Origin of the sequence: Agrobacterium sp. Ap1, from assembly GCF_017313375.1 — a bacterium.
Classification (GTDB): domain Bacteria; phylum Pseudomonadota; class Alphaproteobacteria; order Rhizobiales; family Rhizobiaceae; genus Neorhizobium; species Neorhizobium cellulosilyticum.
This window is the reverse complement of record NZ_JAFLMY010000005.1, coordinates 263092-278144: the sequence shown is the minus strand read 5'-3', so window position 1 is coordinate 278144 and position 15053 is coordinate 263092. Positions and strand designations below refer to the sequence as shown.

General features: G+C 57.0%; 15 protein-coding genes and 1 tRNA gene. 8 read left to right on the top strand and 8 right to left on the bottom strand.

The genetic code is table 11. From position 1 onward, the window contains the following. The first annotated feature begins 14 nt into the window (after positions 1 to 14). A tRNA-Arg gene (locus JZX87_RS12845) sits at positions 15 to 91 on the top strand. Positions 92 to 266: 175 nt separating this feature from the next. Here the strand turns inward: JZX87_RS12845 and JZX87_RS12840 are convergent. Further along, positions 267 to 593, bottom strand: a complete 327-nt coding sequence (locus JZX87_RS12840; protein ID WP_206825944.1) for a hypothetical protein — start codon at positions 591 to 593, stop codon at positions 267 to 269. A 325-nt stretch (positions 594 to 918) separates the two neighbouring features. Further along, positions 919 to 1227: a hypothetical protein gene (locus JZX87_RS12835; protein ID WP_206825943.1), complete on the bottom strand. Its 309-nt coding sequence runs from the start codon at positions 1225 to 1227 to the stop codon at positions 919 to 921. Positions 1228 to 1525: 298 nt separating this feature from the next. On the opposite strand from JZX87_RS12835, the gene JZX87_RS12830 reads away from it, so the two are divergent. Continuing rightward, positions 1526 to 2182, top strand: coding sequence for a hypothetical protein (locus tag JZX87_RS12830; protein WP_148147664.1), 657 nt, complete (start codon positions 1526 to 1528; stop codon positions 2180 to 2182). Between the two features lie 52 nt (positions 2183 to 2234). On the opposite strand, the gene JZX87_RS12825 is transcribed toward JZX87_RS12830, so the two are convergent. From JZX87_RS12825 to JZX87_RS12810, 4 genes are all read right to left on the bottom strand, one after another. Next, positions 2235 to 3008 (bottom strand): amino acid ABC transporter ATP-binding protein, encoded by a 774-nt coding sequence (locus tag JZX87_RS12825; RefSeq protein ID WP_183686040.1) that lies wholly within the window; start codon positions 3006 to 3008, stop codon positions 2235 to 2237. A gap of 27 nt (positions 3009 to 3035) precedes the next feature. After that, entirely contained in the window at positions 3036 to 4154 is a 1119-nt protein-coding gene (locus tag JZX87_RS12820) for an amino acid ABC transporter permease (RefSeq protein ID WP_394353629.1), read from the bottom strand. Between the two features lie 38 nt (positions 4155 to 4192). Continuing rightward, positions 4193 to 5392, bottom strand: a complete 1200-nt coding sequence (locus tag JZX87_RS12815) for an amino acid ABC transporter permease (protein ID WP_206825942.1) — start codon at positions 5390 to 5392, stop codon at positions 4193 to 4195. 116 nt (positions 5393 to 5508) lie between these two features. Beyond that, positions 5509 to 6531, bottom strand: a complete 1023-nt coding sequence (locus JZX87_RS12810; protein WP_148148041.1) for an amino acid ABC transporter substrate-binding protein — start codon at positions 6529 to 6531, stop codon at positions 5509 to 5511. Between the two features lie 357 nt (positions 6532 to 6888). Between JZX87_RS12810 and JZX87_RS12805 the strand changes: the two genes are divergently transcribed. Further along, positions 6889 to 8076, top strand: coding sequence for a cystathionine beta-lyase (locus JZX87_RS12805; protein WP_206825940.1), 1188 nt, complete (start codon positions 6889 to 6891; stop codon positions 8074 to 8076). Here JZX87_RS12805 and JZX87_RS12800 read toward each other — a convergent pair whose 3' ends face one another. Further along, positions 8077 to 9240 (bottom strand): FAD-dependent monooxygenase, encoded by a 1164-nt coding sequence (locus tag JZX87_RS12800; RefSeq protein ID WP_206825939.1) that lies wholly within the window; start codon positions 9238 to 9240, stop codon positions 8077 to 8079. It lies immediately after the preceding gene. A gap of 25 nt (positions 9241 to 9265) precedes the next feature. Beyond that, positions 9266 to 9511: a zinc-finger domain-containing protein gene (locus JZX87_RS12795; protein WP_183821518.1), complete on the bottom strand. Its 246-nt coding sequence runs from the start codon at positions 9509 to 9511 to the stop codon at positions 9266 to 9268. Positions 9512 to 9657: 146 nt separating this feature from the next. On the opposite strand from JZX87_RS12795, the gene JZX87_RS12790 reads away from it, so the two are divergent. From JZX87_RS12790 to clpA, 5 genes are all read left to right on the top strand, one after another. After that, positions 9658 to 10443 carry an alpha/beta fold hydrolase gene (locus JZX87_RS12790; protein WP_206825937.1) on the top strand — a complete coding sequence of 262 codons (786 nt, stop codon included), beginning with the start codon at positions 9658 to 9660 and terminating at the stop codon, positions 10441 to 10443. 114 nt (positions 10444 to 10557) lie between these two features. Beyond that, positions 10558 to 11382, top strand: coding sequence for a serine O-acetyltransferase (gene cysE / locus JZX87_RS12785; RefSeq protein WP_206825936.1), 825 nt, complete (start codon positions 10558 to 10560; stop codon positions 11380 to 11382). A 127-nt stretch (positions 11383 to 11509) separates the two neighbouring features. Next, positions 11510 to 11716 carry a DUF3126 family protein gene (locus tag JZX87_RS12780; protein WP_112457769.1) on the top strand — a complete coding sequence of 69 codons (207 nt, stop codon included), beginning with the start codon at positions 11510 to 11512 and terminating at the stop codon, positions 11714 to 11716. A gap of 392 nt (positions 11717 to 12108) precedes the next feature. After that, entirely contained in the window at positions 12109 to 12462 is a 354-nt protein-coding gene (gene clpS, locus JZX87_RS12775; RefSeq protein WP_112503791.1) for an ATP-dependent Clp protease adapter ClpS, read from the top strand. Between the two features lie 10 nt (positions 12463 to 12472). Continuing rightward, on the top strand, positions 12473 to 15010 hold the full coding sequence (gene clpA, locus JZX87_RS12770) for an ATP-dependent Clp protease ATP-binding subunit ClpA (protein WP_206825934.1): 2538 nt from the start codon (positions 12473 to 12475) through the stop codon (positions 15008 to 15010). The last annotated feature ends 43 nt before the right edge of the window (positions 15011 to 15053 follow it).

The window sequence follows — 15053 nt, the reverse complement described above, 5'->3', positions numbered from 1 at the left end:
GCTGCCGCCTATAAGGCCCCTTAGCTCAACTGGATAGAGCAGCTGCCTTCTAAGCAGCAGGTCGCAGGTTCGAGTCCTGCAGGGGTCGCCACTCTCTTTTGAGCTTCACATCGAGGCGGAATTGGGTCAGACGATACGGAATCAAAGTAACCAAAAACGAAGAGCCAGAGCCGCTGTCGCGACCTGGGTTCAAAAGTGTTCCCGCTGGTTGGCGGCGAGATGACGCATCCCCAACGATCTGATATCCGGTGGTTTATCCTGCGCGGCTAGCGCCTCGGATCGCCATCCAGTCGCGTGAAGCGACTGGATGTGTCATGCTTCATCAGGGCGCGATACTGATCTTCGGATACCAGGTGGACATTTTTCACCACAAGCTGGCCATACTCATTCTCGCCGACCTGATAGCGATATCGCTGTTCGGCATCGATGGCAGGAACCCAGATTTCCACAAACTCGGCCCCCTCTTCAGCCCGCTCGAATTCCAACATAGCGATGGCCGCGACCGCTGCCTCCATGTAGTAACCGCTGCGACAGGTGAAGGATTGCTCCGAACCGCCGTTAATTTTGACTGCGAAAGTTGTACTGCTGCTCATTGCATATCCCCAATTCGGTACGATCTCCTCATGCTCACGTCGGATTCGGATGTCGGAAACATCTTGCAAGGCTCGATTCCGGAACGATGTGAGATTGTGAGACCCGGTTCCGTGCTGTTGTTGGGGCCTGCTCCATCTTCGTTTGAAGCTCGTGGCGATTTCGCTAGTGAAAACAATGACGCAGATTCCGCTTTGACCTGAAGCTCTATACTCTCTTATTTGTCTATATCTCACATGCAGGCAGCTTGTTGTACCAGAACACGGGTACAGAACTCGTGCCCAGCCCAGCCCAGTCTGTCGCGCTTGCTGCCAGCCACCACCCTGCTTATCGGCTACGCACGGGATTGCCGTAGAGTGGGACCGGATAGACATAATCCCCTCTGCTCGAAAAACCTTTGCGGTAGAGGCAGGCTCTCAGCGCAGCCTGATTGAGGAAGTTGTCGAAAAAGGGGTGTCCGCGCGGCGGCTTTGAAGCTTCAAGCGTGCATTCGTCGCGTGCGCTCAAGAAGCGATTTTCGACGTCCGATCCTTTGACAATCTCCAGGCTTCCATAGGTTATCGACGCAGCGGAGGCGCTATTGCTCAGCGCTGGAGCCAATGCAACCAGTAGCGTTGACACAAATGTCAGCTTCATAGGTGTCTCCCTCAAATCGGCAGATGGCAACGGTCCAAATCCGATCTTGTTCCCGTTAGGGTGAAATTTTACCCGCGCTTGTTCGCATATGCGAAAGGACTTTTGGAATTTCGCTGCGGCGCATTCTAAGCTATTATCCAGTATCGGTTCCGTTGCGTCACGCAGGGGAAGGTAATTTTGGTGCCGGGAGCAGGAGCTTCGTGTTTGGCGCCTTCAATACACTGAAATGGTTTTTCGCGGGCCGCGCGGGGTGGCCCGGACCTTTGCATTGTCTTTGAGCCTTCGAGTGGGGATACATATGAACAGAAATATTCTCGCCCTGGCGGGTGCGGTTTTGCTTGCCGCCTCCATCTCTAGTTCAAGTTGGGCGGATGAACGTCCATTGATATGGCAGCCGATCAAGAACTCGGACACAAGTTACGCCGTGAAGCTGGGACTTCGGCTGCCCGTGCGGCTCGAAACAGAGGCCGGATTCAATGTCGGTGTGGATTCGTCGAAGACTGGTGAGGTGGTGAATACACCTCTCAAGTTCTGGAGCAGGATAAAAACCGAGGATAGGAAGCGCCCCGCTTACCAGATGAGCCGTGATATCGGGATCAATATGGATGGCAATGCAGGCAGCGCTGCGATCAGCATGAACTATTATGAAAAGCAGATTGCTACGCCAACCTTCAATCTTGAGCGTCAATCCAGCTATGTGGTTCGCTATGATGGTGTGCAAAAAGACTGGGCAGGACTGGACGCGAGCCAATCGATCAAGTTGAGGCAGCGTGAGAGCGGAACCGCCTTCGTAGCCGTTGCCAATGGTTCGGCGAATTTTTCGGCAGTTGCTGCCAGTTTCGGGATCGAGCAACCTCTCGGCGAGAACATAACGCTGAGCGGCAGCGTGAACCGAAACTTCACCGATGCAACGACGGTATCGAGCGTTAACGCGAGTTATTCCTACAAATGGTGAGATGAAAAAGGGCGCTTCAGGCGCCCTTTTTCATCTCGATATTTAGCTGTCCTCAGTGCAGGATCTGGCTGAGGAAGAGTTTTGTGCGCTCGTGCTGCGGATTATCGAAGAACTCGGCCGGCGAGTTCTGCTCGACGATCTGGCCCTGATCCATGAAGATGACGCGGTTTGCGACCTGGCGGGCAAAACCCATCTCATGGGTCACGCACAGCATGGTCATGCCTTCTTCGGCAAGCGAGACCATGGTGTCGAGCACTTCCTTGACCATTTCCGGGTCGAGCGCCGAGGTCGGCTCGTCGAACAGCATGATCTTCGGCTTCATGCAGAGCGAGCGGGCGATCGCCACGCGCTGCTGCTGGCCGCCGGAGAGCTGGCCCGGATATTTGTTGGCCTGTTCCGGGATCTTGACGCGCTTCAGATAGTGCATCGCGATCTCTTCGGCTTCCTTCTTCGGCATCTTGCGAACCCAGATCGGAGCCAGCGTGCAGTTTTCCAGGATGGTCAGGTGCGGGAAGAGGTTGAAGTGCTGGAACACCATGCCGACCTCGCGGCGCACCTCGTCGATCTTCTTCAGATCGTTGGTAAGCTCGATATTGTCCACGAGGATATTGCCCGACTGATGTTCTTCCAGCCGGTTGATGCAACGGATCATCGTCGACTTGCCGGAGCCCGAAGGCCCGGCAATGACGATGCGCTCGCCCTTCATCACCTTCAGATTGATGTCGCGCAGCACGTGGAAATCACCATACCACTTGTTCATGCCGATGATTTCGACTGCAACCTCGGTCGAGGAAACGGTCAGTTTTTTCGTTAGGGCTTCAGCCATTGTTTTCCCCTTTAACTCTTGTTGCGGCTAGTGCCTGTGGCTGGTGTCGAGGTGTCGCTCCATAAAGGCGGAGTATCGCGACATGCCGAAGCAGAAAAGCCAGAATATGAAACCGGCAAAAATGTAACCGGTGACCGGCGTGACCGGCGTCGACCAGTTGGCATCCGACTGGTTGAGCGTAACGATCCCCAGAAGGTCGAACATGCCGATAATCGAGACGAGTGACGTATCCTTGAACAGGCCGATGAAAGTGTTGACGATGCTTGGGATGACCAATTTGATTGCCTGCGGCAGAATGATCAGCCGCGTCTTTTGCCAATAGGTCAATCCCAGCGAGTCCGCCCCTTCAAACTGTCCCTTCGGAATCGCCTGCAAGCCGCCTCGAATGACTTCCGCCATATAGGCGGAGGCGAAGATCGAAACGCCGATGAGGGCGCGAAGCAGTTTGTCGAACGTCCATCCATCCGGCAGGAAAAGCGGCAGCATGACGCTTGCCATAAATAGAACCGTGACGAGTGGAATGCCGCGGATTATCTCGATAAAGACGACGCAGAGCGTCTTGATTACAGGCATTTGCGAACGCCGTCCGAGCGCCAGAATAATGCCAAGCGGCAGAGATACGGTGATCCCGAAGAAAGAGAGGATCAGCGTTACCATCAATCCGCCCCAGAGCTGGGTCTCGACATGCGGAAGGCCGAAGCCGCCAATCAGCAGGAAGAACGAGATGAACGGCAGGATGATGAAGAGCGCCAGCGCATTCCATCCCTTATGGGGGGCCTTCGGAATGAGCATCGGAATGAGCAGGATCACAAAAAGGACCGCGACGAGGATCGGCCGCCAGCGTTCATCAGCCGGGTACCGGCCGAACATGAACTGCTGGAATTTTGCTTCGACAAAAGCCCAGCATGCGCCGGATTGACCGTCTGGAAGAATGCCGCCCTGGATGACGGTCGCACAGGCCGTGCGGTCCGAACCGGTCCAGACGGCATCGATAAACAGCCAATTGATCATGCCTGGGATGACATAGACTAGCAGCGCAAGCGCCAGGATGGTCAGAACCGTATCCTTCGGCGTTGCGAACAACTTGGTTCTGAACCAGTGTGACGGGCCGCTGACACCGAGCGGCGCCGGTTGCTGCGCCAGCATGTCCTGGCGCACGAAAGTTGAAGAGGTCGTGGCCATGATTATCTCTCCACCAAGGCCATTTTGGCATTGAACCAGTTCATGAATATCGCCGTGGTGATCGAGATGGACAGATAGACGACAAGGAAAAGAGCAACGATCTCAACTGCCTGGCCGGTCTGGTTCAACATCGTTCCGCCGATTGCATAAATGTCTGCAAACCCGCACGCGACCGCCAAAGACGAGTTCTTGGTGAGGTTCAGATATTGGCTTGTCAGTGGTGGGATGATGATCCTGAGCGCCTGCGGGAGGACGATCAGTCGCGTAATAGCATTCGAGCGTAGCCCAAGCGCGTTTGCAGCTTCGGTCTGGCCCTTCGGCACAGCCTTGATGCCCGAGCGGACGATCTCGGCAATGAAGGAAGCCGTGTAGAAGGAGAGCGCCAGGTAGAGCGAGATGAATTCCGGTCCCAGAACCGAACCACCTGTCAGGTTGAAGCGACCTGCAACGGGGAAGTCGAAGGTGATCGGTGCGCCGAGTGCCAGGAAAGTCAGGATCGGCAAGCCGATGATTAGCGCCAAACCCGTCCAAACGGTATGAAACGGCTTTCCGGTGAGCATTTGTCGCTTCTTTGCCCAACGCGCTACGAACACCGTAGCGATGATACCGATCAGAAACGCTACGGCGATTGCCCAGGCACCATCTCCGAATATCGGTTTTGGCACAAACAGGCCGCGATTGTTGAGATAGCTCTGGAAGGGCAGATTCAGAGATTCGCGCGCTTGCGGAAGTACGGCGATGACGCCCTTGTACCAGAACAGGATAACGAGCAGCGGCGGGATGTTGCGGAAAAACTCCACATAGACCTGCGCGAGCTTGGCAATGAGCCAGTTCTGCGAAAGGCGGGCGATGCCGACGATAAAGCCGATGATAGAAGCCGTAATGATGCCAAGAACGGCTACCTGCAAGGTGTTCAGAATGCCGACGAGCAGCGCGCGGCCATAGGTGGAGTCACTTGTATAGGCGATCAGCGACTGGCCGATGTCGAAACCGGCGCGGCCCTGAAGAAATCCGAAACCGGAGGCAATGTTTGCCTTCTGTAGATTGTGGATCGTGTTTTGGGTGACGGTCCACACGAAGAGGACGAGAAGCGCCAATGTCAGGACCTGATAGAATATCCCGCGCACTTTCGGGTCGTTTATCAGGGACGAGGCTTGCTTTTTGGTGTCAGACGTTTCGGAATTGAGGGCCATGCCGGCCATAAACGAATCCCCTTAGTTTATTTATCTCCTTTTTGGAGACTTTTTGCCCTTGCGGGAATTTTAGATGCATGGAGGCGGATTTCTCCACCTCCATGCCCATGTCCATGTCGGTCCGATTAACGGATCGGCGGGGCGTATTGCAGACCGCCCTTGGTCCACAGAGCGTTCAGGCCACGCTCGATCTTGAGCGGAGTGTTCGGGCCGACGGTGCGGTCGAAGACTTCTCCATAATTGCCGACCAGCTTGACAATGTTGTAAGCCCAATCGTTCGTAAGGCCGAGATCGGTACCGATCTTGGAGCCTTCTTCGCTGCCGAGCATGCGCTTCACGTCCGGTCCGCCGCTGGTCTTCAGCTCATCGACATTCTTCGATGTGATGCCGAGTTCTTCGGCGTTGACCATGGCGTAGTGAACCCACGACACGATGTCGAACCACTTGTCGTCACCCTGGCGAACGGCCGGGCCAAGCGGCTCCTTGGAGATGACTTCCGGCAGAACCATGTTCTCGTCCGGGTTCTTCATCTTCAGGCGGATTGCATAGAGGCCGGACTGGTCGGTCGTGTAGACGTCGCAACGACCGGAGTCGTAAGCAGTCGTAGCGTCGGCTTCCTTTTCGAAGACGACCGGATTGTACTGAAGGTTGTTGGACTTGAAGTAGTCGGCGAGGTTGAGCTCGGTGGTCGTGCCGGTCTGGACGCAGACAGCAGCGCCGGAAAGCTCAAGTGCCGACTTCACGTTGAGACTCTTTTTCACGATGAAGCCCTGGCCGTCGTAGTAGTTGACGGTACGGAAGTTGAAGCCGAGCGATGTGTCGCGGCTGATCGTCCAGGTGGTGTTGCGCGTAAGGACGTCGACTTCGCCGGACTGCAGCGCCGGGAAACGGTCCTTGCTCGACAGGGCAACGAACTTAGCCTTCGTCGGGTCGCCGAAAACGGCGGCAGCGATACCGCGGCAGTAATCGACGTCGATACCGGTCCACTCGCCCTTGTCGTCTGGATTCGAGAAACCTGGAATGCCAGCGCTGACGCCGCAGGTGACGACACCCTTTGCCTTAACGTCATCAAGCGTGGCTGCCGATGCTGCCGAGGCCAAGCCCAGGGCTGCAGCGCCAATCGCGGCTGACAGAATTGTCTTTTTCATTTTCCCAACCTTTGTTTGTGTTTTATTTTCTGACGTCACCGGGCCGCTCCCCTTGATCGTTGTTCGAATACGGCCGGTTGCTCGCCAACCCTCCAGCGGCGAGCCAGCCTATCTCATTCGCAAATGCTGTGGGGGTCAAGTCTCACCAGCAGGAATTGCGTTTGAAATAAGGTAAAATTTAGTTTTTTGCTCAGTGATTGAGCAATTGCCGATGACTTATGCAGTATGTGCTGAATTCAGTGCCTTTATGTTTTGCATCTGATCTATGCTCAACTTTACGACGTATCGACCGGGCTTGACCTCCAGGCTTCGCAGCGCGACAAGAAAGCTTTCCCGCCTAGAGAGTTTTCCCACCAGATGACCAGAAAATCTTCCATGCTCGGCGCTGCCGGCGCTAATACGCGACTTGCGCATATCGGAAATGATCCGCGCTCCTACCACGGCTTCGTCAATCCCCCGGTCGTTCATGCCTCGACCGTGCTGTTTCCTGATTCTGCGACGATGGAGAGCCGAGGCCAGCCTTACTCTTACGGTACCCGTGCAACACCGACCACAGACGCATTGTGTGCTGCTTTTGACGAATTGGAAGGTTCAGCAGGCACGATTCTGGTCCCGTCAGGGCTGGCAGCTATCTCGGTGCCGTTTCTGGCCTACCTGTCGGCGGGCGACCATGCTTTGATCGTCGATTCGGTTTACACGCCCTGCCGAAATCTCTGCAATACGATGCTCACGCGCCTTGGCGTGGAAATCGAGTATTACGACCCGGAAGTCGGTGCCGGTATCGAGGCTCTGATCAAACCAAATACGAAGCTGGTGCACACCGAGGCGCCGGGTTCCAACACATTCGAGATGCAGGATATTCGTGCGATTGCCGATGCCGCACACAAGCATGGTTGCGTCGTGACGATGGACAATACCTGGGCGACGCCGCTTTATTTCCGACCGCTCGATTTCGGTGTGGACGTGTCAATCCATGCGACGACGAAATACCCTTCGGGCCATTCCGACATCGTGATGGGCTCGGTGTCCGCCAATGCCAAGTGGTGGCCGCAGCTGGAAGAGACCCGCATCCTCATGGGTATCTGCGGTGCGCCTGATGATTCCTACATGATCTTGCGTGGTCTGCGGACCATGGGTGTTCGTCTGGAGCATCATCAGAAAAGCGCGCTTGCTCTCGCGCAGTGGCTGGAAGGGCGCGACGATGTGGCGCGTGTGCTGCATCCGGCATTGCCGAGTTTCCCAGGACACGAGATCTGGAAGCGTGATTTCAAGGGTTCCAGTGGCATTTTCTCCTTCGTGCTCAAGGCTGACGCGGAAAATGCCAAGGCAAAAGCGCATGCGTTTCTCGATGCATTGAGCTATTTCGGTCTCGGTTATTCTTGGGGTGGGTTCGAAAGCCTGGCGCTGCAGGTCAACCTGTCCGACCGCACGATCAGCAAGCAGCCGCAGGAAGGCCCGGTCATCCGTCTGCAGATCGGCTTGGAAGACGTTGCCGACCTCCAGAAGGATCTCGAGCAGGGCTTCCTCGCCGCGGCTGCCGTCTGATCAGCTGACGCGGTATCCGTAAAGCCAATCCAGGTCCGCCGCGAGAGATTGCGGCGGACGCAGCGACAGGACGATATCGCGACCGATACGGAATGGACCGCGAGCATGATAGGCGAAGCGGTTGAACGACCCGCGAGCCTTGACCCTCGCCGCGCGGCTGGTTCTCTGTGCTTCAAAGCCGGCCAGGGCGGCGGGCAGGGAACTTGACTTCTTCACTTCGTTGGCGAGCACGAACCCGTCCTCGATTGCCATGGCAGCGCCCTGTGCAGAGAATGGCATCATCGCGTGTGCGGCATCTCCGATCAGCACCACGTCGCGGCCATTGTGCCAGCGACCCGACGTCACTTCGTGAAGCGGCCAGAATGTCGGTCGGGGCAAGCGGCTCAACAGCGCGGTGATTTCCGCATTCCAGCCACCAAACTGCCTGACCAGCATCGCTTTCTGGCCTTCGTTCGCCTGCGCTTCCCATGTCGCACCGGGGCTTATGCCTGACGCGATGGCAACGATGTTGAACTCGCTCATTTCTCTCAAAGGATATGCAACGAGATGTGTCGACGGCCCCATGAACGCGGTAACGCAATCGCGCGCAAGCCAGTCGGGTGCTTCATCGAGCGGAATGGTAAAGCGCCACGCGATATTCCGGGAGAAATCGGGCTGGGGAGCATCCTCCACCGACGCGCGTGCATTGGACCACACTCCGTCGGCACCGATCACGAGCGGGTAGGAATTTCCGGTGAGTTCCCGAACGGCTTTTGGCAAGCCGCCTCTTATGGGTGTGCCAAGCCGGATCGAGCAGAGCGGATCTCGCTCCGCCGCTGAAAGCAATGCTGCCTGCAGCGTCGCACGGTGAAGTACGCCGTAGGGTGCTTTCCAGCGATCCCTGGCAAAATCACCTGCCGGAACGGATGCCAGCTTCTTGAGGGATGTGCCGGAGACAAGGGCGATTTCGCGCGGCTCGGTCCAGATTTTTTCGAGGCCGGCCAGCACGCCCAGTTCGCCAAGGATTGCTGATGCGTTCGGCGACATCTGCAGGCCCGCGCCGACTTCCACGAGGTCGCCGGCTTCTTCAAAAATGTCACAAGCCATGCCCAAGCGGGAAAAGCTAAGCGCTGCAGCCAGGCCGGCCATGCCGGCTCCCACAATCGCAATCCTGTCGAGATGCATCGGCTTGCTGCCTGAAAGTTTAAACTTACGCTGCCTTGACGTGGAAGACGCAACCCGGAGGATCGGTCTGATCGGCTTTCAGGCCCGGATTATAGCGATAGAGGGTGGAGCAGTAGGAGCACACCTTCTCGCTGTCGTCGCCGAGATCGATAAAGATGTGCGGATGGTCGAAGGGCACGGAAGCACCGGTGCACATGAATTCCTTCACGCCGATCTGGATAACCGGATATCCGCCATCGTTTTGAAAGTGAGGAATGCTGTGGCCAGCCATGGTCGTCTCCCTGCCATTTGATTTCGCCGGACATTATCTGCCCGCGCATCGATTGTGTAGGGGGGAAACATCCGCATTTTTTTATCGAGCGGGTTCATTGGCGATCCCTGATCCACTATAGGTCGCCCGAAACAAGGGATAGTCCGATGAATTTGAATGCGCCCGCCTTCTCGTCCTTCATTCATGACGGAATCAATCTTCGTTATTTCGACGAGGGTGAACCGTCCGGCGAACCGGTGCTTCTCATTCATGGCTTTGCTTCGAGCGCGCTGGTCAACTGGGTGCATCCCGGCTGGCTCAAGACGCTTGGCGATGCCGGCTACAGAGTTATTGCCATCGACAATCGCGGCCACGGCGGAAGCGACAAGCCGCTCGACGCGGAAGCCTATCGCCCATGGGTCATGGCCGATGATGCCGTGGCGCTGCTCGACCATTTGCGCATTCCGGACGCTCATCTGTTCGGATATTCGATGGGAGCGAGGATTTCCGTCTTTGCGGCGCTCGCTCATCCGGAACGGGTCCGTTCGCTGGTTCTAGGTGGTCTCGGAATCGGCATGACCGATGGCGTGGGTGACTGGGACCCGATTGCGGACGCTTTGCTTGCGCCGGATGTCGATGCGATCACGCACGAGCGTGGTAAGATGTTTCGTGCTTTTGCGGACCAGACGAAGAGCGACAAGCTGGCTCTTGCGGCCTGTATCCGTGGCTCGCGCGATCTGGTGGCGCGTTCCGATATGGGGCGGATCGAGGCCCCGACGCTGATCGGTGTCGGAACCAAGGATGATATCGCCGGATCTGCCCAGGAATTGGCCGACCTCATGTCGGATGCGCGGGCGCTCGATATCCCGAACCGCGATCACATGCTTGCGGTCGGAGACAGGGTGTTCAAGAAGGCGGTTCTCGAATTTTATGCGGCACTGTCAGGTCGGTAACAGGTTCTCTGATCGTAATGATCAACGGAATGCGATTTTACCTGCGTTGGCGTTCCGGTAATCCTGTTCTATATAATGGTCTTCCAAAGCCTGCAGGCGACTATGGAGTGGGTCATGCCCTCAAGAGTGGACATTCGCATCAAAGAACCCGTCGCGACGGTCGATCCGATATGGGATACGTTGCAGCAGGAAGCGCGGCTTGCCATCGAGCATGATCCGCTTCTTGCCGCGTTTCTCTATTCCACCGTGCTGAACCATCGTTCCCTGGAAGAATGTGTCGTTCACCGGATCTGCGAGCGTCTCGATCATCCGGATCTGCAGGCGGTTCTGCTTCGCCAGACTTTCATGGAAATGCTGGATGCCTGGCCGGAATGGGGTTCCATCCTGCGCGTCGATATCCAGGCATTTTACGATCGCGATCCGGCATGCCTGCGCTTCCTGGAGCCTGTGCTCTATTTCAAGGGGTTCCATGCGATCCAGACGCATCGCCTGGCCCATTGGCTTTATGCACGTGGGCGCCGTGATTTCGCGCTCTATCTGCAGAGCCGTTCGTCCAGCGTCTTCCAGACGGACATCAACCCGGCGGCGCGGATCGGCAAGGGCATTTTCCTCGATCATGCCACGGGCCTCGTCGTCGGCGAGACTGCAGTCATCGGTGACAATGTCTCGATCCTGCATGGTGTGACGCTTGGGGGAACAGGTAAGGAAGGTGCCGATCGCCATCCGAAGATCGGCAATGGCGTGCTGATCGGCGCCGGTGCGAAGATCCTCGGCAACATTGAGATCGGATCGTGCTCACGTGTCGCGGCCGGTTCGGTGGTGCTGAAACCCGTTCCGTCTAAGTCGACCGTTGCCGGGGTGCCGGCGAAAGTGGTCGGGGAGGCGGGCTGTTCGGAGCCGGCGCGCGTCATGGATCAGCTGTTGATGTCGGAAGACTGAGTGCTGCCGGCTATAGAAACGCCGGTGGATAATCGTCGAAGCCGGCAGGCCCAAGGCTTGTCGGCTTTACTTTTGCCGCGGTCGCATGCAACAAGCGCGGCAACGGGAATAGAAAACGGAGATTGTCGTGAAGCCCGACGAAATCAAGAAAATCGACGCTTACTTCAAGCGCCTTTTGAATCCGCAGATCGTTGTCAAGGCACGGCCGCGCAAGGACGATTCGGCAGAGGTCTATCTGGGTGAAGAGTTTCTCGGTGTCGTCTATGTTGATGACGAGGACGACGAGCGCTCCTACAATTTCTCGATGGCCATCCTCGACGTCGATCTCGACTGAGCATTGGTGCCAACACATTCCGGCGGGCCGCTTGGGCCCGCTTTTTGATTCCGCCTTCGGTCGCGCCGTTATCGCTCGTTCGCCTCTTGTAACGCGGCGAATGCAATCCCATTAATAGGGAGCGACCTTATCCGGTCGTCCCTGTGAGATTAACCCCACACCGCGATTTAATGTCTTCGTCGCTGACAATCGTCAGGTGCGGTCGCTTGGCGTTTGCATCCGATGGGCTGATGGGTGTTAATTTTTGCAGGTTGAACGGCTCTCTGGCGGAATAGTGATTGCGCCGCCGCAAAGGGGGCTTAAAATCTGTGTCCAATGGACTAAGTTAGTAAGACTGGAGTCCGGCAGACCGCAATGTTCAAATGGTTGTCGGCACCTGGGGATGATGAATGATGATCGCACTGCCGATCTCGATGGAAAAAGAAAAAGATGGTGACGGGGATAACGCTAACCGCGGAACCTCGGTCATCACGCGTACCAAGCCCAAGACGAAACGTCCGAACCTGTATCGCGTACTCCTCTTGAATGACGACTACACCCCGATGGATTTCGTCATCCACATACTGGAGCGGTTCTTTCAGAAGGACAGGGAGGCTGCCACGCTTATCATGCTCCACGTTCATAACCATGGAGTGGGTGAATGCGGAATTTATACCTACGAAGTAGCGGAAACGAAGGTGAGCCAGGTAATGGATTTTGCCAGACAGCATCAGCATCCGCTCCAATGTGTCATGGAAAAGAAGTGAGGAACCCGACGTGCCCACATTTTCGCCTAGTCTTGAAAAGGCGCTGCATCAGGCACTGACCTTCGCCAACGAGCGGCATCATGAATATGCCACGCTCGAACATCTGCTTCTCGCGTTGATTGATGACGCGGACGCGGCGGCGGTCATGGGCGCTTGTAACGTCAACCTTGAAAACCTGCGCAAGACCGTTTCCGATTATGTCGATAACGAACTTGCCAACCTCGTGACCGGCTATGACGAAGACTCGAAGCCTACCTCCGGCTTCCAGCGTGTCATCCAGCGGGCCGTCATCCATGTCCAGTCTTCCGGTCGTGAAGAAGTAACTGGTGCCAATGTGCTCGTTGCGATTTTCGCCGAGCGCGAAAGTCATGCCGCATTCTTCCTGCAGGAGCAGGAAATGACCCGTTACGATGCGGTCAATTATATCTCTCACGGTATCGGCAAGCGCCCGGGTTCCTCCCAGTCCCGTACGCCGCGCGGTTCCGAAGAGCCTGATTCCGAGGCAAAGCCATCGCGTGGAGGCGGCGAACCGGAAGAGGGTGCAGCCAAGAAACCTCAGGATGCGCTTAAGGCATACTGCGTCAATCTGAACGACAAGGCCAAGGATGGGCGCATCGATCCGCTGATCGGTCGCCATTCGGAAGTCAACCGGACGATCCAGGTCCTGTGCCGTCGCTCCAAGAACAACCCGCTCTATGTGGGTGATCCGGGCGTGGGCAAGACCGCGATCGCCGAAGGTCTCGCCAAGCGCATCGTCGAAGGCAAGGTGCCTGAAGCGCTCGCCGATGCGACGATCTTCTCGCTCGACATGGGTACGCTGCTCGCCGGCACCCGTTATCGCGGTGACTTCGAAGAGCGCCTGAAGCAGGTCGTCAAGGAACTGGAAGATTTTCCGGGTGCGGTCCTGTTCATCGACGAAATCCACACCGTTATCGGTGCGGGTGCAACGTCGGGCGGCGCGATGGATGCGTCCAACCTGTTGAAGCCAGCTCTGTCCTCCGGGCAGATCCGCTGCATCGGTTCGACCACCTACAAGGAATATCGCCAGTTCTTCGAAAAGGATCGGGCTCTGGTCCGCCGCTTCCAGAAAATCGACGTCAATGAGCCGTCCATCCCGGATGCGATCGAGATCATGAAGGGCCTGAAGCCCTATTTCGAGGACTACCACAAGCTTCGCTACACCAACGAGGCGATCAAGTCGGCCGTCGAACTGTCGGCCCGCTACATTTCCGACCGCAAGCTGCCGGACAAGGCGATCGACGTGATCGACGAGACCGGTGCGGCGCAGATGCTGCTGCCGGCCTCCAAGCGCCGCAAGCTGATCACCGAGAAGGAGATCGAGGCCACCATCGCGACGATGGCGCGGATACCGCCTAAAACCGTTTCCAAGGATGACGAGGCTGTTCTCGCCAACCTGGAAAAGGAACTGCGGTCCGTCGTCTACGGTCAGGATGCCGCGATCGAAGCACTTTCGACCGCGATCAAGCTGGCGCGTGCCGGCCTGCGCGAGCCGAACAAGCCGATTGGTTCCTACGTCTTCTCCGGCCCGACAGGCGTTGGTAAGACGGAAGTGGCCAAACAGCTTGCAGCTTCGCTCGGCGTCGAGTTGCTGCGGTTCGACATGTCGGAATATATGGAACGCCATACGGTCTCCAGACTGCTTGGCGCACCTCCCGGCTATGTCGGATTCGATCAGGGCGGTCTTCTGACCGATCAGGTCGATCAGCATCCGCACAGTGTGCTGCTGCTCGACGAAATCGAGAAGGCGCATCCGGATATCTACAACATCCTGCTGCAGGTCATGGACCACGGTTCGCTGACCGACCACAACGGCAAGAAGATCGATTTCCGCAACGTCATCCTGATCATGACGACCAATGCGGGCGCTTCGGAAATGGCCAAGGCCGCCTTCGGCTTCGGTTCTTCCAAGCGCACCGGCGAAGACGAAGAGGCATTGAACCGCCTGTTCACGCCGGAATTCCGCAACCGTCTCGACGCGACGATACCGTTCGCGCCGCTGCCGACGGCCGTCATCCATCAGGTCGTGCAGAAGTTCGTCATGCAGCTGGAAACCCAGCTGTCCGAACGCAACGTCACGTTTGACCTGCATGAGGATGCGATCGCATGGCTGGCCGACAAGGGTTACGACGAGAAGATGGGCGCCCGCCCTCTTTCCCGCGTGATCCAGGAATACATCAAGAAGCCGCTTGCCAATGAGATCCTGTTCGGGGCTCTGCGCAAGGGTGGTGTAGTCCGCGTCACGGTCGGCAAGGACGACAACGGCAAGGACAAGCTGGTGCTCGATTCCATTCCGGAAGCCGTGCCGGTAAAGCCCAAGCCGGAAGCCGAAGTGGAAGAGGCTGCCGAAGAGGCAAAGGCCAAGGTTGTAAAGCCGAAGGCCGCCAAGAAATCCTCGTCCAAGGGCAAGGATGGCGGTAAGGGCGCAGCAGCCAAAGCCAAAGCGGATGACGACGGCGACGTAATCGCCGAAGAAGCGCCGAAGCCACGCAAGAGCAGCACCGTTCCGCGTGTGCCGAAGAGTAAGTAATCGCTCTCATATCGATTGAATGAAAGATGCCGGGCTTGTCCCG

Excerpts from the sequence above, each read along its gene's own strand:
- JZX87_RS12840 (WP_206825944.1), bottom strand. The coding sequence starts at position 593 with ATGAGCAGCAGTACAACTTTCGCAGTCAAAATTAACGGCGGTTCGGAG.
- JZX87_RS12835 (WP_206825943.1), bottom strand. The coding sequence starts at position 1,227 with ATGAAGCTGACATTTGTGTCAACGCTACTGGTTGCATTGGCTCCAGCG.
- JZX87_RS12830 (WP_148147664.1), top strand. The coding sequence starts at position 1,526 with ATGAACAGAAATATTCTCGCCCTGGCGGGTGCGGTTTTGCTTGCCGCC.
- JZX87_RS12825 (WP_183686040.1), bottom strand. The coding sequence starts at position 3,008 with ATGGCTGAAGCCCTAACGAAAAAACTGACCGTTTCCTCGACCGAGGTT.
- JZX87_RS12820 (WP_394353629.1), bottom strand. The coding sequence starts at position 4,154 with ATGCTGGCGCAGCAACCGGCGCCGCTCGGTGTCAGCGGCCCGTCACAC.
- JZX87_RS12815 (WP_206825942.1), bottom strand. The coding sequence starts at position 5,392 with ATGGCCGGCATGGCCCTCAATTCCGAAACGTCTGACACCAAAAAGCAA.
- JZX87_RS12810 (WP_148148041.1), bottom strand. The coding sequence starts at position 6,531 with ATGAAAAAGACAATTCTGTCAGCCGCGATTGGCGCTGCAGCCCTGGGC.
- JZX87_RS12805 (WP_206825940.1), top strand. The coding sequence starts at position 6,889 with ATGACCAGAAAATCTTCCATGCTCGGCGCTGCCGGCGCTAATACGCGA.
- JZX87_RS12800 (WP_206825939.1), bottom strand. The coding sequence starts at position 9,240 with ATGCATCTCGACAGGATTGCGATTGTGGGAGCCGGCATGGCCGGCCTG.
- JZX87_RS12795 (WP_183821518.1), bottom strand. The coding sequence starts at position 9,511 with ATGGCTGGCCACAGCATTCCTCACTTTCAAAACGATGGCGGATATCCG.
- JZX87_RS12790 (WP_206825937.1), top strand. The coding sequence starts at position 9,658 with ATGAATTTGAATGCGCCCGCCTTCTCGTCCTTCATTCATGACGGAATC.
- cysE (WP_206825936.1), top strand. The coding sequence starts at position 10,558 with ATGCCCTCAAGAGTGGACATTCGCATCAAAGAACCCGTCGCGACGGTC.
- clpS (WP_112503791.1), top strand. The coding sequence starts at position 12,109 with ATGATCGCACTGCCGATCTCGATGGAAAAAGAAAAAGATGGTGACGGG.